This is a genomic window from Streptomyces sp. NPDC023541 (assembly GCF_055559995.1).
On the sequence record NZ_JBVHJO010000017.1, the window covers coordinates 55485 to 76309 of the forward strand.

Here is a 20825-nt window from a genome sequence, read left to right on the forward strand (position 1 = left end):
GTGAAGATCCGAGCAGTGACAGACGCAACGGGGGCTTGAAAACATGTCACTTTCATCCGCATCGCCATGCCCGGCTTCCGCCTGAGCGTGCCGTCGTGCGCTCAATTCGGCGCAGTGGATTCACCGATGAATCACCACCGGTAGAAAAGTCGGTCAGCCGGTCCACCGTGCCCAAAAGGCCGGACCGGCCGTCAAGGAGCTCGACCACATCGTGATAGACCTGCGGATCCTTCTCGTAGACAACTATGACTCCTACACGTGGAACCTCTTCCAGCTGATCTGGAAGGTGGCGGGTGTGCCGCCCGTCGTCGTGCGCAACGACGAGGCGACGGCGGACGAACTGCTCAGGCAGGACTTCACCCACGTCGTGATCTCCCCGGGCCCGGGCACCGCGGCCAGGGACGAGGACTTCGGGCTGTGCCGGGACCTGCTGGAGCGGGCCACTGTGCCCGTCCTCGGGGTGTGCCTCGGCCACCAGGGCCTGGCCCTCGCCTTCGGCGGCGACGTGCGCCACGCGCCGGAGACCGTGCACGGGCAGACCAGCGGGATCACCCACACCGGGACCGGCGTCTTCGCCGGCGTCCCGCAGGGCTTCCGCGCGGTGCGCTACCACTCCCTCACCGTCACCGAGCCGCTGCCGGAGCACCTCGTCGCGACCGCCTGGTCCGAGGACGGCGTCCTGATGGGCCTGCGCCACCGCGAACGTCCTCTGCACGGCGTGCAGTTCCACCCCGAGTCGGTGGACAGTGAGTACGGCGAGGAGATCGTCGCGAACTTCCTGGGCATCACGCCCGCGCTCCGCTGGAGCGAACTGGAGGCGGACCTCGACGCCGAGGGCCTCTTCCTGCGCGCCTTCGCCGACAGCCCGTACAGCTTCTGGCTCGACAGCTCGCGCACCGCCTACGGGATGGGCCGCTACAGCTACCTCGGCTCCTGCGCCGGGGACGGCCTGGAGGTCCTCCGGGCGTACGCGGGGGCGGGCGTCGTGGAACGCGAGACCCACGAGGCCGTGGAGCGGCTGCCCGGCACCGTCTTCGAGCACCTGCGGGCCGGTCTCGCGACCACGCCCGTACCGGCCGGCGCGTCTCCGGTGCCGTTCGCGGGCGGCTACCTCGGCTACCTCGGCTACGGCGTGAAGGGGAGCGTCGGCATCGGCCGGGCCGGCAGCGGCGAGCGGCCGGACGCCGAGCTGCTGCGGGTCGACCGGTACGTGGCCTACGACCACGAGGCCGACCGGCGTTACCTGGTCACGGTGGGCCTGTCCGCCGAGGAGCACCATGCGTGGTGCGAGGAGGTGCGCACGCTGGCTCGCCGCCCGCTGGTGCCGCGGCCCCGGCGCGAGAGCGCCCCGGCCGTACTGGAGTCGGGCGTCGACCGGGAGACGTACCTGCGCCACTTCGACACCGTGCAGCAGTGGCTGCACGACGGCGAATCGTACGAGGCCTGCTACACGTACCAGATCAGCGGCACCAGCGAGGCCGACCCGCTGGAGACCTACCTGCGGCTGCGGGCCACGAACCCGGCGCCCTACGCCGCCTACATCCGGCTCGGCGAGCGCTCGCTGCTGAGCTCCTCGCCGGAGCGGTTCGTCACGGTCGCGGGCAACGGCGAGGTGGAGGCGAAGCCGATCAAGGGCACCGCCCCCCGGCACGCCGACCCGGTGGCCGACGAGGCCGCCCGCGAGGCGCTGGAGACGGACCGCAAGATCCGCAGCGAGAACCTGATGATCGCGGACCTGCTGCGCAACGACCTCGGGCAGGTCTGCGACGCCGGCACGGTCCACGTGCCCAAGCTGATGGCTGCGGAGTCCTACGCCACGGTGCACCAGCTCGTCACCACCGTGCGCGGGAAGCTGCGCGCCGACCGCGGCGCGGTGGACTGCGTGCAGGCGCTCTTCCCCGGCGGGTCGATGACCGGTGCGCCGAAGAAGCGGACGGTGGAGCTCCTCGATGCCCTGGAGCCGGAGGAGCGGGGGGTCTACTCCGGCAGCCTCGGCTGGTTCGGCTTCGACGGGGCGGCGGACCAGTCCATCGTGATCCGCACCATCGTCTGGGAGGGCAACCGCGTGCGCATCGGCGTGGGCGGCGCACTGATCGTGCTCTCCGACGGCGAGGAGGAGTTCCAGGAGACGCGGCTCAAGGCCCGCGCGCTGCTGCGGGTCCTCGGCGTCGAGGAGCTGGACGGGGCCACATCGGGAACGGCTGCGAGGTGCCAGGGATGAGCACGGTGGAATGCGGGACGGGCTTCGAAGCGGGGCCGGCCAGGCCCGAGGAGGCGCAGGCGGTGGCCGATGCCGTCACCGCGCTCCTGCGGGAGCTGCGCGGGGACGCCTCGCACACGATCCCGGGGCTCGGTGCGGCGGTGGCCGACGCCATCGCCGGCCGGGACGGCGCCGGGGTGCTGGTCGCACGGGACGGGCAGGGACGCGTGGCCGGCGTACTGGGGTACACCACCCAGACCGCGCTGCGGCTCGCCGCGCCGTACCGGCACGTGCAGGAGCTGTGGGTGGAGCCGGGCCTGCGGTCGAAGGGGGTCGCCGCCCTGCTGCTGGCCGAGCTGGACGCGCTGTGCGCCGCCGACGGCGTGCGCCGGGTCGAAGTCTGCCTGCCGGCCGAGCAGTTCCCCTCGTACCCGCGGACGCTGGCCTTCTACGAGCGCTCCGGCTTCCGCGTCATCGGCCCGCGCGTCATCAAGGATCTGTCATGACCCTGCATGTGGTGGTACCGGAGGAGTCCGAGGCCCTGCCGTTCACGGTCGAGCCGGGCGGCGCCCAGGTGGCCAGCAAGGAGGTGCCCGAGCGGATCCACCGGATCCTGGCCGGGCTGCTCGACGGCGGGGCGGTCCTCGCCCCGCCCGGCGGCACGGACGAAACGGTCCGGGCCGAGCGCCTCGCCGAGGCCGTGCACGGCGAGGAGCTGCTGGAACACCTGCGCCACGGGGTGCCCGCGGGCGCGGAGTCCGTCCTCGACGACGCGTTCGCGGCGCCCGGCCTGGAGCAGGAGACGCCCGTCACCCGGGGGGTCTGGCCCGCGGCGCTGGGCGCGGCGGCCGCCGCGGTCCGCGCGGCCGGGCTGACGGCCCGCCGGGGAGAGCACGCCTACGCGCTGGTGCGGCCCCCGGGCCACCACGCGGGGCCCGGCTGGTACGGCGGGTACTGCTTCCTGAACAACGCCGTCATCGCCGCCCGGGCCCTCCAGGAGGACGGCGCGTCCCGGGTCGGCATCCTCGACGTCGACTACCACCTGGGCAACGGCACGCTCGCCTGCGTCCAGGGCGACCCCACGCTGCCGTTCGCCTCGGTGCACTCCAGCCGGCCCGACGACTTCCCGTACGCCTTCGAGCCGGGCCCCGGCCTCTTCGGAGCGGGGTCCGACCCCGGCCCGGAGGGGTTCCTGGCGCTCGTCGGGGACGCCGTGTCCCACCTGCGCGGCCAGGACGTCGAGGCTCTGGTGGTCTCGGTCGGCTACGACGTGCTCGCGGGCGACCCGCACGGCTCCTGGAGCCTGGCACCGGAGGTCTTCGGTCCCGTCGCCGCGCTCGTGACGGAGCAGCGGCTGCCCACCGTCTTCGTCCAGGAGGGCGGATACGGACTCCCGTCCCTGCGCGGCGCGGCCCGCGCCCTGGCATTGGAGGCATCGCGATGAACGCGACTCCCGAAGAGGTCCTGCGGCCGTTCCGCGAGCGGCTGGAGGCACTGGACCAGCAGCTAGCGGAACTCGTGGCGGCCCGCCTGGCCGTCTGCTGCGAGGTGGCCGAGGTCAAGCGGGCCAACGGCATCCCGATGATGCAGCCGCAGCGGGTCACCGCGGTCCGCGAGGCGTACGCGGCCCGGGGCGAACGGCTCGACCTCTCCCCCGACTTCATGCGCTCCCTGGCGACCCTGCTCATCGACGAGGCCTGCCGCCTGGAGGACGAGATCATCGACGCTCCCGCGGCGGCCGGCGCGGAGGCACTGCGATGACCCTGACCTTCACCACCCTCGGTCCCGAGGGAAGCTGCCACGAGAACGCCGTACAGCACTACTTCGCCTTCCAGGGCATCGAGGACGAGGCCGAGATCGACCTCACCATCGACCTGCACGAGGGCCTGGAGCGGGTGCGCCGCGGCGAGTCCGACTACCTCGTGCAGTGCAGCGCGCACCCTGAGGTGCACCTGCTCACCGAGCGGTACTTCAGCGAGGTCCACGTGGTGGACACCTTCGTCCACCCCACGAAGGAACTGGTACTGCTCAGCCGCGCCGACGTGGAGCGGCCCCGGTCGCTCGGGCTGGTCCCGGCGACCGCCGGCTACGTCGACGTGTCGCAGTGGGAGGAGGTCGTACCCGTGGCCTCCAAGCCCGTGGTCGGCGCCGAACTGCTGGCCGGGAAGTACGAGTCCGGGCTCACGCACCTGGAGTACCTGGAGAAGTCCGACGGGGCACTGCGCCTGGACCGCTACATCGGCGCGGTGACCACCACCTGGGTGGTCTACGGACGCCGCCCCCGGTTCTCCGGTGAAGTCATCGGCACCAAGTGCCGCGCATACCTGCTGGGAGAGGACGCATGAGCCGGACCGCATCCGCCGCGCGGAAGATCCGCGTCTGTGACACCACGCTGCGCGACGGCGAGCAGACCTGCGGCGTGGCGTTCCAGGTCGAGGAGAAGGTGAAGATCGCCCGTCTCCTGGACGAGATGGGCGTCGACGTCATCGACGCCGGTTTCCCGGCCTCCTCACAGGCCGACCAGGACGCCGTGCGCGGCATGGCCGAGCTGGGGCTGAACGCGCGCGTGGTGGCGTTCTGCCGGCCGACCCGTACCGAGATCGACCTGGCCAGGGCCTGTGGCGCGAACGCCATCTACACCTTCCTCCCCACCTCCGACGTGCACATGCGGGTCAAGTTCGGCGGTACGGACAGCTCGGTGCGCGACCGCCTCAAGCGCGAGATGGCCGACGGCGTCGCCTACGCCAAGGACCTCGGCATGTACGTCGGCTGCGGGTCCGAGGACGCCACCCGGACCCCGTACGACTACCTGGAGGAGGTCCTCGTACTCGCCCAGGAGAGCGGCGCGGACCTGGTCGGTGTCGCGGACACCGTGGGCTCCACCACTCCCGACGCCTTCCGCGCCCTCATCCAGCGGCTGCGCTCGCAGATCCACGTGACGCTCTCGCTGCACTGCCACAACGACTTCGGGCTGGCCACGGCCAACACGGTCGCCGGCATCCTCGGCGGCGCCGATGAGGTCCAGTGCACGATCAACGGCCTCGGCGAGCGCGCCGGCAACGCCTCCCTGGAGGAGGTCGTGGTGGCCCTCACCCAGCTGTACGGCTTCGAGACGAACATCGACCTGTCCCGGCTCAAGCCCATGTCGAACCTGATCGCCGACCTGTCCGGCATCGAGGTCAGTCCGATGAAGCCGATCGTCGGCGGGAACGCCTTCTCGCACGAGTCCGGCCTGCACGTGTCCTCCGTGATGAAGGACTCCACCGCCTACGAGCCGCTCCGGCCCGAACTGGTGGGCCACACCCGGCGGATCGTCATGGGCAAGCACTCCGGCAAGGGGATCATCTCCCACGTCCTGGACAAGCACGGGCTCGCCTACGACGACGCGGTCCTCGGCACGGTCCTGCGCGAGGTCAAGGAGGCGTCCGTGCTGACGAAGTCGAGCGTCACGGAGGCCCAGGTCGTCGCGATCTACCACGAGCGAACGGCCATGGCGGTATGAGCGAGGAGCACGACACCGGCGCCTGGTTCGCGGACCAGGCGTTCTGGAGGGACTTCTACCCGCACCTGTTCTCGGCGGAGCGCGCCGCGCAGGCGGTGCGGATCGTGGAGCGGTCCCCCCTGTTCCGCTTCCCGTCCGGTGCCCGTGTCCTCGATCTGTGCTGCGGTCCTGGCCTGTTCACGGTGCCCCTGGCCCGGGCCGGGCACGCGGTCACGGGCGTGGACCTGAGCGCGCCGCTGCTGGAACGGGCCAGGGCGAGCAGCCGCGACGCGGGCGTCGACGTCCGTCTCGTCGAGGCGGACATGCTCGCCTTCGCCGAGCCGGAGGCCTTCGACGCCGCCGTCAACATGTTCACCTCCTTCGGGTACCTGGACCGGCACGAGGACAACGTGCAGGTGCTGCGCAACCTGCACACCAGCCTCGCGCCGGGCGGGACCCTGCTCGTCGACGTCGTCGGCAAGGAGGTCCTGGCGCGCCGCGACGAACGCGTCTCGCTGTCCGAGCTGGACGGGAAGATACTGGTCCAGCGCGACACAGTCCTCGACGACTGGAGCCGGCTGCGCAGCGACTGGTACTCCATCGAGGGCTCGCGCGCGGCCACGGGATCGATGACCCTCCACCTCTACAGCGCCGCCGAACTGCGGGACATGCTGCACAGCGCGGGCTTCGCCGAGGTCCGCTTCCACGGGGACTACGACGGCGGACCGTACGACCACCGGGCCGAGCGCCTGATCGCGGTCGCCACGAAGGGCGTGGACGTCCGTGGGGACTGAGGTCGTCGTCATGCGGTCGGCGTCCGCCGTCGGCCGTGAGGAGTGGGACGCGCTCGTCCCGCCGGCCCAGGTGTACCTCTCGTACGACTGGCTGCGCGCGGTCGAGGAGTGCTTCGGGTTCGAGCTGGTCCTCTTCCTGCTGCGGGACGGCGGGCGCACCGTGGCCGGCGTACAGGGTCTGCTGGTCCGGGACCCGGACGCGTTCCCGTACCACGATCCGACGGGCGCCCTGTTCGGAGACTACGAGATGGACCACCTCCGGCAGGCGCTGGAGCGGGACCGTTCGCCGCAGGAGTCGGCCGAGGCGGGCGCGCTGCTCGCCGCCGTCGTGCGCGCCGAGGCCGGGCACACGCGTGCGGCGGGCTATCCGGCGCTCGTGATGACCAGCCCGTACGGGTACGCCAGCGACGTCCTCACCCTGCCCGGGACCGACCGGAAGGGGGCGATCGGCGAACTGCTCGACGCCGTGGACGCGTTCTGCCGGGCCGAGGAGATCCCCTCGCAGTCCTTCCTGTGGGAGTCCGGCGGGGACGCGGACCTGCACGGGGCGCTCGCCGGCCACGGGTACCTGGAGTTCCTCTCCGACCTGGAGTACGACCTCGACACCGGGCCCTGCGCCTCGCTGGAGGAGTACCTGGGGACCTTGGAGCGCAAGCGCCGTACGGTCGTCCGCGCCGAGATCCGCAAGTTCGGCGAGGCCGGGCTGCGCGTGGAGCGGATCGCGGACCCGGGCCCGGCGGTGATCGCCCGCTGCGCCGAACTGTCCGAGGGACAGCAGAAGAAGTACGGGCTGCCCGTGGACCGCGGCGCGATGGAGCGGCTGTTCACCGCGCTGCTGGCCGCCCCGGCGCTGGGACCCGCGCTGTACGTGGTGCGGCGGAGGGACGCGCAGGGGCCGGACGTGTCGGGCTTCCTGCTGTGCCTGGAGGCCGGGGGCGTCCTGCACCCCAAGTTCCTGGGCTTCGACGCCACCGCCGTGGGGGCCGGCTACGCCTACTTCAACCTCGTCTTCTACCACCAGGTCGAACGTGCCGTCGCGGGCGGCGTCCGCCGCATCGCGTACGGCATGGGTTCGGCGGACGCGAAGCGGCTGCGCGGCTGCCGCCCGGCTCCGGTGCGCGGATGGATCCGGTTCTCCTCGCCGGCGGCGCAGCGGCGGATCGAGCCGTACGTCGCCGTCTTCGACTGCCTCAAGAAACAGCTTCTCGGCGACCAGGATGGACGCGTTCAGCGATGACTCTCGTAAAGCAGCTCTTCGAGCACAAACTCGGCCGTCCCGTCAGCACCGGCGAGGTCGTGGACCTGCCGTTCGACCTGTGCTGGGGCAGCGAGATGACCGTCAAGTGGGCCCTGGACATCCTGCGCGACTCGGGCTTCGACGACGCGTACATCGCCGCGGGCCTCGCCGCGCAGCGTGAGAGGACCGCCTTCGTCTTCGACCACGTCGTCCCCACCCACACCGCTTCGATGGCCTCGATCCTCGTGGAGCTGCGCCGCTTCGCGCGCGAGCACGGGATCAAGGTGTTCGACGTCGGCTACGACGGCGGCATCCAGCACAAGATCCTCATCGAGCAGGGTCTGATCCGCCCCGGCGACGTCGCGGTCGGCGCGGACTCGCACAGCTGCACGGCGGGCGCGATCGGCTCGCTCGCCACCGGCATCGGCTCCACGGACCTGGCCATGGCGCTGGTCCGGGGCAGCTGCTGGATGCGGGTGCCCGAGGCGACCCTGGTCCGCTTCCGCGGGAGCCTGCGTCCGCACGTACAGGGCAAGGACGTGGCACTGTACCTGTGCGGCCTGATCGGCGTGCACGGGGCGGTCTACCGCAGCCTGGAGTTCGGCGGCCCCGGTCTGGCCTCCCTGGCGATCACCGACCGGCTCTCGCTGAGCAACATGGCGGTGGAGATGGGCGCCAAGTACGGCCTGTTCCCCACGGACGGGGTGCTGGCCGACTACCTCGGCGACGAGGTGGAGTACCCGTCCTTCACCATCGACGAGGACGACGCCGAGTACGTCGACGTGATCGACGTCGACCTGGGCCTGATCGAGCCGACGGTCGCGCTGCCGTTCTCCCCGGACAACGCCGTGGGCACCCACCAGCTCCAGCACCTGCTGCGCAACTGGGGCGAGTACGAGGGCCGCGAGGACCTGATGACGGGCGTGGCGCCGCTGGCGCGGAGGGCCAACGAGAACGGCGAGATACCCGTCGACCAGGTCTTCATCGGTTCCTGCACCAATGGTCACCTGGAGGACCTGCGGGTCGTCGCGGACGTCCTGCGGGGCCGGCGCGTCCACGAGGGGGTGCGCACCATCGTCATCCCGGCCTCCCAGAAGGCCTACCGGGCGGCGATGAAGGAGGGCCTGATCGACGTCCTGATCGAGGCCGGCTGCTACGTGGAGTCCTCCAGCTGCGGACCGTGCATCGGCATCAAGTCCGGTGTGCTCGGCAAGGGGGAGGTCGCGATCTTCACCTCCAACCGGAACTTCCGCGGCCGGTGCGGCGACGTCGACGCCAGTGTCGTCCTGGCCAGCCCCGCCATCGCCGCGCGGGCCGCGCTGACCGGTGTGCTCGCCCCGATCGGCGACCGCGGCGACTACTACGCCGACGAGGACGCGGTGCGCGACAGCATCGACGAGCTGTTCGCGCTGCACTCGGCGCGCGAGGGCCGGGCCCCGCTCACGGGCGGAACGGACGAGGTCCCCGCGGCGGCGCCGGAGGCGGGCGGTTCGGGGGGCGGCGGAAGCCTGGCGTGGGTGTTCGGCGACCACGTCAACACCGACGTCATCCTGCCGGGCGTGTTCTGCCAGATCCCCGACCCGGCCGAGTACAAGAAGCACATCATGGCCCACGCGGGCAACCAGCCTTTCCTCGACCACTACGCGGCGTCCGGGCACGACCTGCGCGGCTCGGTGATCGTCGGCGGGATGAACTTCGGCTGCGGCTCCTCCCGCGAGAACGCCCCGATGGGCATCAAGGCGTCCGGCGCGCCCTTCGTCGTCGCGCACAGCTTCGCGCGGATCTTCTTCCGCAACGCCCTCAACATCGGCCTCAGGCTGGTGGAGGTCGGTGACTTCGCGTACGAGATCCGGGAGGGCGACCGGCTGGTCGTCGACGACGAGCGCGGCGAGCTGGTCAACGTGACCCGGGGGACCTCCGCCCCCATCACCCCGCCGTCCGCGTTCGAGCGGGAGCTGCTCGCCGCGGGCGGCCTGGTGGCCTACGCGGGGGCGCAGGTACGGGCGGAGGCGTCGGCCGTATGAGTACCCTCGCGGTCATCCCGGGAGACGGCATCGGACCCGAGGTCATGGCCGAGGTGCTGAAGGTGCACGCGGTGGTCGAGGACGTCTTCGGCACCGGCCTGAAGACCGAGGTGCTGCCCTACAGCGCCGACTGGTTCCTGGAGCACGGGGACGTCGAGATCGACATCCAGGCGATCCGCCGCGACCACCGGGCGGTGCTGCTCGGCGCACTCGGTGACGCCCGGATCCCCGACAACCGGCATGCGATCCGCGTCATCGGCGGGCTGCGCCAGCAGCTCGAACTGGGCGTGAACCTGCGCCCGGTGCGCCTGCGCGCGCTCGCGCACTGCCCGCTCAAGCACGTGAGCGCCGTCGAGGACGTGGACCTCGTCATCGTGCGGGAGAACACCGAGGACGTGTACGTGGGCGTCGGTGGCACGGTCCGCGGCGGCAGCCCCGGACACGTCGCGATGGAGGTCGGCGTCCACACGCGCTGGGCCGTGGACCGGGTGGTCACGGCGGCCTTCGAGCTGGCCCGCTCCCGCCGCCGCCGGCTCACCCTGGTGGACAAGAGCAACGCGATGCCGAGCGCCGGCCCGCTGTGGCAGGGCCGGTTCCGCGCGATCGCCGCGTCCTACCCGGACGTGGAGTGCGACCACCTGTACGTCGACGCCGCCGCCATGGAACTGATCCGCAACCCGGCCCGCTTCGACGTGGTGGTGGCCGGCAACCTCTTCGGGGACATCCTCAGCGACGAGGCCTCCATGCTCGCCGGCGGTCTCGGGGTCGCTCCCTCGGCGAGCTACGACCCGGACGACACCGACTTCGCCGGCGTGTTCGAGGCGGTGCACGGCAGCGCCCCCGACCTCGTGGGCACGGGCCGGGCCAACCCGCTGGCCTCCGTGATGAGTTACTCGCTGATGCTGGACCGGATGGGACTGCGCGCGGCGCACGCCGCCGTGGAGCGCGCCGTCGACGAGGTGCTGCGCGGGGACCTGTTGACACCCGACCTGGGCGGCACCGCGCGCACCGGCGAGGTGGGCGACCTGATTTGCCGGGCGGTCGCCCGGCACGACAAGGACTGAGAAGGATGAACGAACCAGCGAAGCTCATGTGGTGGCAGGGCAGCGTGGTCCCCGCCGGGGACACCGCCCTGACGCTCGCCAACCACAGCCTCCACTACGGGCTCTGCGTCTTCGAGGGCGTCTGCGCCTTCCCCTCCGGGGAGGGCGGCCACCACGTCTTCCGGCTCGAGGAGCACATGACCCGGTTCGCCGAGTCGTGCCGCCTGGTGGGGATCTCCCTCGCACAGTCCCCCGCCGAGCTGGCCGCCGCCTGCCACGAGACGCTGACCGCCAACGGCCTGCGCCGGGCCTACCTGCGTCCCATCGCCTTCCTCGGCGACGGGGTGCTGGGCCTCGCGGCACCCGGCGCCGAGGCCCAGGTCGCGGTGCTGGCCTTCGACGTCTCGTCCTTCGACTCGGTGATCCGCGCGCAGCAGCCCCGCCTGACCCTGTCGCCGGTCGCCCGGCTCAGCCCGCACGCCTTCCCGACCAAGGCGAAGGTGTCCGCCGGCTACCTGGGCTCCCGGATCGCATGGACGGACGCCCGGCGGCGCGGCTACGACGACGCCCTGCTGCTGGACGACACGGGCTTCGTCGCCGAGTGCACCGTGCAGAACGTCTTCGGCGTGCGCGGCCGTACGCTGCTGGTGCCCGACTCCCCCGCCGCGCTCGACGGGATCACCGTGGCTTCCGTGATCGAGATCGCGGGCGGCCTCGGGTACGAGGTGGACCGGAGCCCGCTGACCGCGGCGGACCTGTCGGCCTGCGACGCGCTGTGCGTGGCCAGCACCGCCGGCGGGGTGCGCCCCGTGCAGTGCCTGGACGACATCGCCTTCGACACGGACAACGCCGTGGTCGCCGAGATCGTCCGCGACTACCGGCAGGCCGAACTGGGCCTGCTGCCCGGTCACGAGCGGTGGGCGGCCCGCCCATGAGCGACGCACGCGGCGACGCACCCGTGGTCGACCTGTACGACACCCTCCCCGAGGAGGTGCGCGCCCGGATCGACGCGCTCGGCCGGGAGCACTGGCGGCGGGGACACGCCGGCGTGCCGCGCCTCGCGGACTCCTGGTGCCCCACCCGTCCCCTGCTGCTGGACGCCGACGCGTACGCACTGGTCGGCGCGGTCGCCGACCGTGCGGCGGGCCTGGTGCTCCAGGCGTGCCTGCGCCGGGTGTCGACGGCCGGGGAGCTGCTGGAGGCGCTCTCCATGCCCCGCAGCCAGTTCCCGCTGCTCGACCCGGCCGAGCCGCTCACCGAGCGGCTGCTGACCTCGATGCGCGCCGACGTGATGGTCGAGCGGGGCGTCCCGAAGGTCGTCGAGCTCAACATCGACGGGGCGATCGGCGGAGCCATCGAGGCCGACCTCATCGCCGGGCAGTTCCAGGAGCTCTACGCCGGCCCGGCGGCGGCCGGGGACCCGTCGGGAAGCCCGCTGCGCACCCCGCCGTCCGCGGTCGACGCGTTCTTCACCGAGCTGGTCTCCTTCCTCGGCCTGCCCGAGGGCGGCTGCCTCGTCGTGCCCGTCTTCAACGAGGACGGCCTCGACCACCTGGCGGACCTCGACGACTTCATCTCCTTCCTCGCCCCCATGGCCGAACGGGGCAGGGCGCACGGCATCACGGTGGTCGGCCACCCGCTGGACGGGCTGGCCCTCGACGACCGGCAGCGGCTGCTGGCCGGCGGGCACGTCGCGCACGGGGTGTTCCGGCTCTTCCTGCCCGTCGAGCAGGCCGGTCCCGGACTCGACGCCCTGGGCGCGGCCCTGCGGGCGGGCACGGCCCGCATGTACACCCCGGAGGCGACCAGCCCGGTCAGCGACAAGCGGGTGCTGGCCTGGATCTGGGAGGACCTCGACCTGCTCGGTCCGGACGACCGGGACTTCGTACGCCGGCACGTGCCGTACACCGTGATCGCCCGGGCGGAGGCCCTGGGCGAGGAGCGGACCTCTCTGGTGCTCAAGCCCGGTGACGGCTACGGCGGTGCCGGGGTGACCCTGGGCCGCTCGGTGGAGCAACGGGAGTGGCGGGAGCGGGTCCTGGGAGCCGCCGGATCGGGCGACCACGTCCTCCAGCAGGTGGTGGAAGCCGACCTCGTCACCTTCGAGTTCGCGCACGAGACCACCGGGGAGATCCGCAGCGCCGCCGTCGCTTGCGTCCTCGGGCCGATGATGTACGGCCGCAGGCTCTCGGGGATCTACGTCCGGCACGGCAGTCCCAAGCGGGGCGACCTCATCAACACGCACCAGGGCGCTGCCTCCAACAGCGTGCTGATCGTGGAGAGGCCGACGGTCCGACGATGAACGCCGAAGGGACCCGCGCCCCCACCCTGCTGGACCCGCTGCGGCAGCGGAACTTCCGCTGCCTCGCGGGCGGCCGGATGGCCACCTACTTCGCCAACGCCATGGCGCCGATCGTGCTCTCCTTCGCGGTGCTCGACCTGACCGGGTCGCTGATCGACCTCGGGATCGTGGTCGGGGCCCGGTCGGTGGCCAACGTGGCGCTGCTGCTGTTCGGCGGGGTGATCGCCGACCGGCTGCCGCGCAGGCTGGTGCTCCAGGGGTCGAGCGTGGCGGCCGGGCTGGCCCAGGCCGTGATCGCGGCAAGCGTGCTGTTCGGCTTCGCCTCGATCCCGGTGCTGGTCGTCATCAGCGTGATCAACGGCATGGTGTCCGCGCTGTCCCTGCCGGCGGCGGCCGCCCTGGTACCGCAGACGGTCCCGCACGAGATGATCCGGCCGGCCAACGCGGTCGTCCGGATGGCCGTCAACGCTGGCATGGTCCTCGGCGCCTCGACCGGCGGCATCGTGGTTGGCCTCGCGGGCCCCGGCTGGGGCATCGCCGTCAACGCGGCGGTGTTCCTGCTGGCGGGGCTGTGCTTCACCGGACTGCGGGCGGCGGGGACGCCCGCGGCGCCGGCCGGGCCGGCCCGGCCGCTGGCCGAACTGCGCGAGGGATGGAAGGAGTTCACCTCCCGCACCTGGGTGTGGGTGGTCGTGCTCCAGTTCCTGGTCATCAACGCGGTGGTCGCCGGCGGGCTCCAGGTCCTCGGGCCGACCATCGCCGACCAGTCCTTCGGGCGGACGACCTGGGGGCTGCTGCTCGCCGCGCAGACGGCCGGCGCGTTCGCGGGCGGCTTCGTCGCGGCCCGTACCCGGCCGCGCCACGCCCTGCGGATCGGCGCGGCCGTCGGAGCGTTCGAGGCGGTGCCGCTGCTCGCCCTCGGGACGACCTCGCACGTCGCCCTGCTGGTGGCCGCGATGTTCATCAACGGTGTGGCACTGGAACAACTGGCCGTCGCCTGGGACGTGTCCCTCCAGGAGAACATTCCGCAGGAGCGGCTGGCCCGGGTCTACTCCTACGACGCACTCGGCTCCTTCGCGGCCATCCCGATCGGGGAGGTGGCCGCCGGCCCGATCGCGCTGCACGCGGGCATCGACACCACGCTCGTGACCGGCGCCGTACTCGTCGTCGCGGCCACCGGCCTCGCCCTGTGCAGCTCCAGCGTGCGCCGCCTGACGGTGAAGCCGGCCGCGCCGCCGCACCTGCCCGCCGGGGAGGTGGCCGCATGACACGGACCACCGCGGCACCACCGCAACGACCAGCACCACGAGCACCGCGAGCACCACAATCAGGGGGACCACCATGCCGCACGGCATATCTCTAGTCGACAAACCGGGTTGGTACGGAGGGGAACCGTATCCGGCCGAAGCCCTCGACCACATCGCCGCACTGCCCGCCCTGCAGCAGCCCGACTGGGCCGCTCACGAGGACCTCCCCGCGGCGCTGCGGGAGCTGCGCTCCGCGCCGGGGCTCGTCGGCCCCGGCGACGTGAACGACTTCGGTCTGCTCGTAGCCGGGGCCGCACGGGGCGAGGTGAACATCCTGCAGGCCGGGGACTGCGCCGAGGATCCCGCGGACAGCACGCCCGAGGCCGTGCGCGCCAAGGTCGGCATGCTCGACGCCCTCGCCACCGCGTTCTCGGAGGCCACCGGCCGGCCGACGGTACGGGTCGGCCGCATGGCCGGCCAGTACGCCAAGCCGCGCTCCCGGCCCACCGAGCGCCACGGGGGCGGTGAACTGCAGGTCTTCCGCGGCCACATGGTCAACGGCCCGGAGCCGGACGCCGCCGCCCGCTTCCACGATCCGCGCAGGCTGACGGACTGCTACCGGGCGGCCCTGTCGGTGCACGCCGCGCTGCGACCGGACACCGGGTGGACCTGCACCACGACCTGGACCAGCCACGAGGCCCTCGTCATGGACTACGAACTGCCCCTGATCCGCGGGGACGGATCGGGACGGGCCTTCCTCTCCTCGACACACTGGCCCTGGATCGGTGAACGCACCCGCTCCGCCCGTGGGGCCCACGTACGACTGCTCGCCACGGTGGGCAACCCGGTCGCCTGCAAGGTCGGGCCGACGATGACCCCGGCGGAGCTGCTGGAGCTGTGCGGTCTGCTGGACCCGGAGCGGCAGCCCGGGCGGCTCACCCTCATCGCCCGCCAGGGGGCCGCCGCGGTGCGGCAGAACCTTCCCGCGCTCGTGGAGTGCGTACGCCGGGCCGGGCATCCCGTGGTCTGGATGTGCGACCCGATGCACGGCAACACCGTCACCACCGCGGCCGGCCGCAAGACCCGCCTCGTCGAGGAGGTCGTCCGCGAGGTCCGGGGTTTCCGGCAGGCCGTGGAGCGCGCCGGCGGGGCCGCCGGGGGACTCCACCTGGAGGCCACGCCGGACGACGTGCTGGAGTGCGTGGCCGACACCGACGGCGTCGCCGGGCTCGACGGCCGGCCCAGACCGTTGTGCGACCCCCGCCTGAACCTGGAACAGGCTGCCGCGGTCGTGTCCGCCTGGCGCGTCTGAACGCCACCGACCACCTCTCACCAGCTGGTTCTTTCTTTTCTGCAACGGGGGAACATCCGAGATGGACCAACATCCCGACCAGACGGTCCGTGCTCTGCGCGGCCCCTCCGTCGACCATCCCGCGCCGTACGGCATCCCGGGCCTCATCCGCTCCGCGGGCGAGCGCGCACCCGACGCGGTGGCGTGCACGGGCGCCGGGGAGACCTGGACCTACCGCCGGCTGGAGGAGGTCTCCGACCGCCTCGCCGCCGAACTGCTGCGCCGCGCCCTGCCCGAGGACCGCCCCGTCGCGGTGCTCGCGGACCGCGGCCCCCACATGGTGGCCGCGCTGCTCGGCGTGCTCAAGGCCGGTCTGCCCTACCTGCCGCTGGCCACCGACGAGTCGGCCGAGCGGCTCGCGCTGATCCTGGACACCGCCCGGCCGGACCTGGTGGTGGGGACCACCGGGGCACTGGTCGGCTGGCAGGGGCCGGACGGGGTCGCCCTGCTGGACGTGGAGCCGCTGTCCGCCGGCCCCGACGCGGCCTACGTGCCGGGCCCGCTGCGGCCCGTCACCGCGGACCAGCCGGTCAACATCATCTTCACGTCGGGTTCCACGGGCACGCCCAAAGGCGTCGTGGTGCCCAGCGGGGGCGTCACCAACCGGCTGCTGTGGGGCCAGCGCCACTACGGGCTGACGGCCGAGGACCGCGTCCTGCAGAAGACCCCGTACACCTTCGACGTGTCCGGCTGGGAGATCTACTGGCCGCTGATCGTCGGTGCGCGGCTCGTCCTGCTCGCGCCCGGCGAGCACGCCGACCCGGCCGCGATCATGAAGACGGTGACCGAACAACAGGTCACCGTCTGCCATTTCGTTCCGTCGATGCTGGACGAGTTCCTGCGCTGGCCGAACGCCGCCGACTGCACCAGCCTGCGGCACGTGTTCTGCAGCGGCGAGGCGCTGCCGGCCGCGCTGGCGCGGACGTGCGTCAAGACGCTGCCCGCCCGGCTGCACAACCTCTACGGTCCCACGGAGGCCTCGATCGAGGTGACCTACTGGGACAGCCCCGAGGATCCCTCGCTGATCGACGACGTGCCCATCGGGCGGGCCGTCGACAACTGCGCACTGCTGGTGCTGGACCGGCGGGGGCGACCGGTCGCCGAGGGTGAGACCGGTGAACTCTGCATCGGGGGCGTGCCGTTGGCACTCGGCTACCTCGGCCGTCCCGACCTGACGGAGCGGGTGTTCGTCCCCGCCCCCGAGGGCAGCGGCCTGGAGCGCGTCTACCGGACGGGGGACCTCGTCCGCGTGGTGGACGGCCAGATCCGCTACCACGGCCGGATCGACGAGCAGGTCAAGATCCGGGGTGTGCGCGTGGAGCCCGGCGAGGTCGAGAGCGTCCTGCGCGAGCACCCCGGGGTCGACGAGTGCGCCGTGGTCGTCGCCGGTGACCGGGCGCCCCGCCTCGTGGCGTTCGTCCGCCCGCACGGCACGGACCCGAACGCGGATCCGGGCGGCGCGGACCGGCAGGAGGAGTACCGCTCCCACGTCGCCGCCCGGCTGCCCTCCGCGTACGTCCCCACGCACTTCGTCGCCCTGGACACGATGCCGCTGACCCGCAGCGGCAAGCAGGACCGGGTGCTGCTGCGACAGCGCGCCGCCGAACTCCTCGCGCCCCGGTCCGGCGGGCCGGCGGCCGTGGAGGGCGACCCGCTGGCCCGGCTGTGGGCGCAGGTGCTCGGGCTCGACTCCGTCGACGAGGACGCCGACTTCCTGGCACTGGGCGGCCACAGCCTCGCCGCCGTCCGGCTGCGGGGCGAGCTGCTGCGCTCGTACGGGCTGCGGATCACCCTCGCGGAACTGCTGCGCGAACGGATCACCCTGGCCGGTCTGCGCCGGCGCGCGGCCACCGCGGCCACCGCCTCCACCCCGGCCGGTCCTCCTGGGGGTCCTGCTGCCGGCGGCGCCCCGCCCAGGCGGCCCGACCCGGCCCGCGCGCCCGTCTCCGGCGGGCAGCGCCGGCTGTGGCTGATGGAGCAGCTCTACCCGCGGCTGAGCGCCTACAACGTCGTCGCCGCGCTGCGCGTCCCGGGCGGTCTGGACGCGGCCCGGCTGCGCGAGGCCCTCGCCCTGGTCGTCCGGCGGCACGAGTCCCTGCGTACTGCCGTCGTCAGCGACGGGTCCGGCCCCTACCAGGCGGTCGCGGAGCGGGTGGAGCCGCCGCTGGAGACCCGGGTGGCGGACGGCGCCCTGACAGCGCAGCACTGCCGGGCACTGGCGGCCCAGGCCGCGGCCGAGCCGCTGCCCGTCGACCGCGCGCCACTGCTGCGGGTCCTGTACGCACAGGACGGTGACGGTGACGGCTGCCTGGTCGCCGTGCTGCACCACGCGATCGCCGACCAGCGCTCGGTGGACGTCTTCCTCGCGGAACTGGCCGCCGCCTACGACGGCTTCCCACCCGCCGACGAGCCGCCGCACTTCGGCGACCTGCTGGTGGACCGGGCGGGCCGCGAGGACGCGGCGGAGCAGCAGGCGCACCTCGCGTACTGGGTGGACCGGCTGGGCGACGCCCCGCGCACCCACGGGCTGCCCTTCCAGGCGCGCCGTCCGGCCGTCACCACCTTCGAGGGCGGCGCCGTCGACTCCACGGTGGGCGGGGCGGACGCACGGCTCCTGGAGGAGGTGGCGCGGCGCACGGGGGTCACTCCCGTCGCCGTGGTGCTCGCGGCCTTCACCGCCGTGCTCACCTCGTGGAGCGGGCAGGATGAGGTCGTCGTCGGCGTCCCGTGCTCCTCCCGCGACGGAGGCCCCAGCGAGGACGTCATCGGGTTCCTCATCGACACCCTGCCCGTCCGGGTCGACGTGGGGTCCGCGGAGAGCTTCTCCGCGCTGGTCCGCCAGGTATCCGACACGATGGTCGACGCCCACGGCCACGCCGGCGCGGACTTCGAGCAGATCGTCCGGGCGCTGGGCCTGCCCCGCAACCTGAGCCGCAACCCGCTCTACCAGATCTGGTTCAACGACCTCACGCACGCCGCTCCCGCCCCCTCGTTCGACGGGGTCCCGGCCGAGCCGGTGGAGCCGGGCACCACCGGCTCCCTGTTCGACCTCGGCCTGTACCTGCACCGGGACGGCGAGTCGGGCTACCGGCTCCAACTGGTGCACGCCCTGGACGTCTTCGACGCGGAGACCGCCCGGCACCTCCTCGGCCAGGTCGTCCGGCTCCTGCGGGAAGCCCCGGCCGATCTCGGCCGGGCGCCGTCCGGGTGGCTGCTGGGCGGTGACCGGCCGCCCGCCGGACCGGTCCCGCGTCCGGCCCTCACCGGCGTGGCCGAGGCCTTCGACCGGGCGGCCGCGCTGCACGCCGACCGGGTGGCGCTGAGCCACCCCGGCGGCCGGATGACGTACGGGGAGCTGCACGACCGGGTCGTGGCGCGCTCGGAGGCCCTGCGCGAGGCCGGCTGGTCGGGGCGCGCCGTGCTGCTGCCGGGCGACCGGTCGCCCGCGACCGTCGTCGAACTCCTGGCGGCCTGGTACTGCGGGTGCTCGGTGGCCCTGGTGGACGCGGCCCTGCCCGCCCGCCGGCTGCTGGCCGCGCTCGCCGGCTGCGGCGCCGAGGCGGTGCTGACCGGCGACGGCGCCGACTGGCCCGTACCGGTGCTCACGGGACCGGACCTGCCGCGTCCGGCCACCGAGCCGGTGGTCCTCGACTGGGGGCACGCCCTGTGCACTTCGGGCACCACCGGGGAGCCCAGTGTGGTGTTCGCCCCGCGCGAGGCGCTGCCCGAGGCACTGCACTGGTACCGCGAGGCGTTCGGGACCGGCCCCGACGACCGGTTCCTGATGCTGTCCGCGCCGGGCCACGACCCGGTACTGCGCGACGTGCTGGTGCCCCTGACCAGCGGCGCGGCCCTCCACCTCCCGGCCGCGGGCACCGAGCCCGGGGCACTCGTGGAGCTGCTGGCGGAGCACCGGATCACGGCCGTGCACGCCACCCCGGGCCTGGCCCAGCTGCTCGCCTCGGCGGCGCGCGGCACGGGCAGGCGGCTCGACCGGCTGAAGCACGTGGTGCTCTCCGGGGCGCTGCTCACCGACCCGGTGGCCCGGGAGCTGCGGCGCGTCGCCCCCGCCGCGGAGATCCACCACGGCTACGGGTCCACCGAGACCCCGCAGTTGAGCTCCTGGCTGCGCTGGCGCGACCCGGCGGGCGACCCCGTGCGACGCCGCCGCGACCGGGCGGGTGTGCCGCTGGCGGCCCACAGTCCCTGGCGCGAACTGCTCGTCGAGGGCGCCGGCGTCGGACAGCTCGGGGAGATCGTCGTACGCGGGCGCGGGCTGGCGATCGGCACGAGCCCGGTGCAGGAGCCGTCGCCGTTCGGGCCCGACCCGTACGGGCAGCCCGGGGTGACGGCGTACCGCACCGGCGACCTCGGCCGGTACACGCCCGACGGACTGATCGAGTTCGTGGGGCGGCGCGACCGGCAGGTGTCGGTCGGCGGCCACCGGCTCGAACCGGCCGAGGTCGAGGCCGCGTTGCGCGCCCATGCGGCGGTGGCACAGTGCGCCGTCGTGGTCTCCGGGACGGAGATCACCGCGTTCGTCGCGGCACCGGGCGCGGACCCGGTGCTCGGGGAGGAGCTGCGCCACGAGCTGGGCGCCGTGCTCCCGGCCTGGGCGGTGCCGGGCCGGATCGCCGTCATGGACGAACTTCCGCTCGACCGCAACGGGAAGGTCGACGTCCGCGAGGCCGCGGCCGCCCTGGCACCGCGGACAGCGGCCGTCGGGCCGGCGCGGTCGGCCACCGAGGACGTGATCGTGGCCGCCCTGCGCGAGCAGCTCGGCGAGGGGAGCGCCGTACAGGGCGAGGGGCTCGGATCGCCCGATCCGCTGGACTCGGCCACGAACTTCTTCGACGCCGGTCTGACCTCGCTGTCGCTGCTGCGCATGCACGAGCGGCTGCGGGAGCAGGGGCTCCCGGTCGAGGTCGTGGACCTGTTCCGCTTCCCCAACCCGCGGCTGCTCGCCCGCCACCTGCGTGGCGACGGCGCCGGCCCGCCGGGCGTCGTGCCGCCCGCCCCCGTGCGGCACGCCGCACCGGCCCTGGCGGCCGGCGCCGCACTGACCGGCACGGCCGCTGCGCGGCGTGCGGTCCGCCGACGCATGAACGACCAGAAGAGGACCACTCAGCGATGAACCCGCCGGAGA

The 20825-nt window shown here is 73.2% G+C and carries 15 protein-coding genes; all 15 read left to right on the plus strand.

The annotated features are described in order from the left end of the window. Positions 1-211: 211 nt before the first annotated feature. The 15 genes from pabB to ACZ3X1_RS30725 all read left to right on the plus strand — a co-directional run bounded on the left by pabB (position 212) and on the right by ACZ3X1_RS30725 (position 20813). Positions 212-2221 carry an aminodeoxychorismate synthase component I gene (gene pabB / locus ACZ3X1_RS30655; protein ID WP_467281880.1) on the plus strand — a complete coding sequence of 670 codons (2010 nt, stop codon included), beginning with the start codon at positions 212-214 and terminating at the stop codon, positions 2219-2221. After that, positions 2218-2706, plus strand: coding sequence for a GNAT family N-acetyltransferase (locus ACZ3X1_RS30660; protein ID WP_467281883.1), 489 nt, complete (start codon positions 2218-2220; stop codon positions 2704-2706). Before pabB ends, ACZ3X1_RS30660 begins: the two co-directional genes overlap by 4 nt. After that, on the plus strand, positions 2703-3644 hold the full coding sequence (locus ACZ3X1_RS30665) for an arginase family protein (protein WP_467281885.1): 942 nt from the start codon (positions 2703-2705) through the stop codon (positions 3642-3644). Before ACZ3X1_RS30660 ends, ACZ3X1_RS30665 begins: the two co-directional genes overlap by 4 nt. Continuing rightward, complete coding sequence (locus tag ACZ3X1_RS30670; RefSeq protein WP_053631241.1) at positions 3641-3961, plus strand: chorismate mutase; 321 nt, start codon at positions 3641-3643, stop codon at positions 3959-3961. The genes ACZ3X1_RS30665 and ACZ3X1_RS30670 overlap by 4 nt, the downstream gene beginning before the upstream one ends. Next, positions 3958-4545: a hypothetical protein gene (locus tag ACZ3X1_RS30675; RefSeq protein WP_467281889.1), complete on the plus strand. Its 588-nt coding sequence runs from the start codon at positions 3958-3960 to the stop codon at positions 4543-4545. The genes ACZ3X1_RS30670 and ACZ3X1_RS30675 overlap by 4 nt, the downstream gene beginning before the upstream one ends. Further along, positions 4542-5702 carry a LeuA family protein gene (locus ACZ3X1_RS30680; protein ID WP_356812347.1) on the plus strand — a complete coding sequence of 387 codons (1161 nt, stop codon included), beginning with the start codon at positions 4542-4544 and terminating at the stop codon, positions 5700-5702. Before ACZ3X1_RS30675 ends, ACZ3X1_RS30680 begins: the two co-directional genes overlap by 4 nt. Further along, on the plus strand, positions 5699-6475 hold the full coding sequence (locus tag ACZ3X1_RS30685) for a class I SAM-dependent methyltransferase (protein WP_467281892.1): 777 nt from the start codon (positions 5699-5701) through the stop codon (positions 6473-6475). The genes ACZ3X1_RS30680 and ACZ3X1_RS30685 overlap by 4 nt, the downstream gene beginning before the upstream one ends. Next, positions 6465-7712, plus strand: coding sequence for a GNAT family N-acetyltransferase (locus ACZ3X1_RS30690; RefSeq protein ID WP_467281894.1), 1248 nt, complete (start codon positions 6465-6467; stop codon positions 7710-7712). The genes ACZ3X1_RS30685 and ACZ3X1_RS30690 overlap by 11 nt, the downstream gene beginning before the upstream one ends. Beyond that, positions 7709-9736 (plus strand): LeuD/DmdB family oxidoreductase small subunit, encoded by a 2028-nt coding sequence (locus tag ACZ3X1_RS30695; protein ID WP_362630329.1) that lies wholly within the window; start codon positions 7709-7711, stop codon positions 9734-9736. Before ACZ3X1_RS30690 ends, ACZ3X1_RS30695 begins: the two co-directional genes overlap by 4 nt. Continuing rightward, on the plus strand, positions 9733-10800 hold the full coding sequence (locus ACZ3X1_RS30700; protein ID WP_390076664.1) for an isocitrate/isopropylmalate dehydrogenase family protein: 1068 nt from the start codon (positions 9733-9735) through the stop codon (positions 10798-10800). Before ACZ3X1_RS30695 ends, ACZ3X1_RS30700 begins: the two co-directional genes overlap by 4 nt. Before the next feature lie 5 nt (positions 10801-10805). After that, the gene (locus ACZ3X1_RS30705; protein WP_467281900.1) at positions 10806-11714 is read left to right on the plus strand and encodes an aminotransferase class IV; all 909 of its coding nucleotides are present in this window, start codon (positions 10806-10808) and stop codon (positions 11712-11714) included. Beyond that, positions 11711-13081, plus strand: coding sequence for a hypothetical protein (locus ACZ3X1_RS30710; RefSeq protein WP_362630321.1), 1371 nt, complete (start codon positions 11711-11713; stop codon positions 13079-13081). The genes ACZ3X1_RS30705 and ACZ3X1_RS30710 overlap by 4 nt, the downstream gene beginning before the upstream one ends. Continuing rightward, complete coding sequence (locus ACZ3X1_RS30715; protein WP_362630318.1) at positions 13078-14349, plus strand: MFS transporter; 1272 nt, start codon at positions 13078-13080, stop codon at positions 14347-14349. The genes ACZ3X1_RS30710 and ACZ3X1_RS30715 overlap by 4 nt, the downstream gene beginning before the upstream one ends. 73 nt (positions 14350-14422) lie before the next feature. Continuing rightward, entirely contained in the window at positions 14423-15640 is a 1218-nt protein-coding gene (locus ACZ3X1_RS30720; RefSeq protein ID WP_467281904.1) for a 3-deoxy-7-phosphoheptulonate synthase, read from the plus strand. Positions 15641-15701: 61 nt separating this feature from the next. Beyond that, positions 15702-20813 carry an amino acid adenylation domain-containing protein gene (locus ACZ3X1_RS30725; protein ID WP_467281906.1) on the plus strand — a complete coding sequence of 1704 codons (5112 nt, stop codon included), beginning with the start codon at positions 15702-15704 and terminating at the stop codon, positions 20811-20813. The last annotated feature ends 12 nt before the right edge of the window (positions 20814-20825 follow it).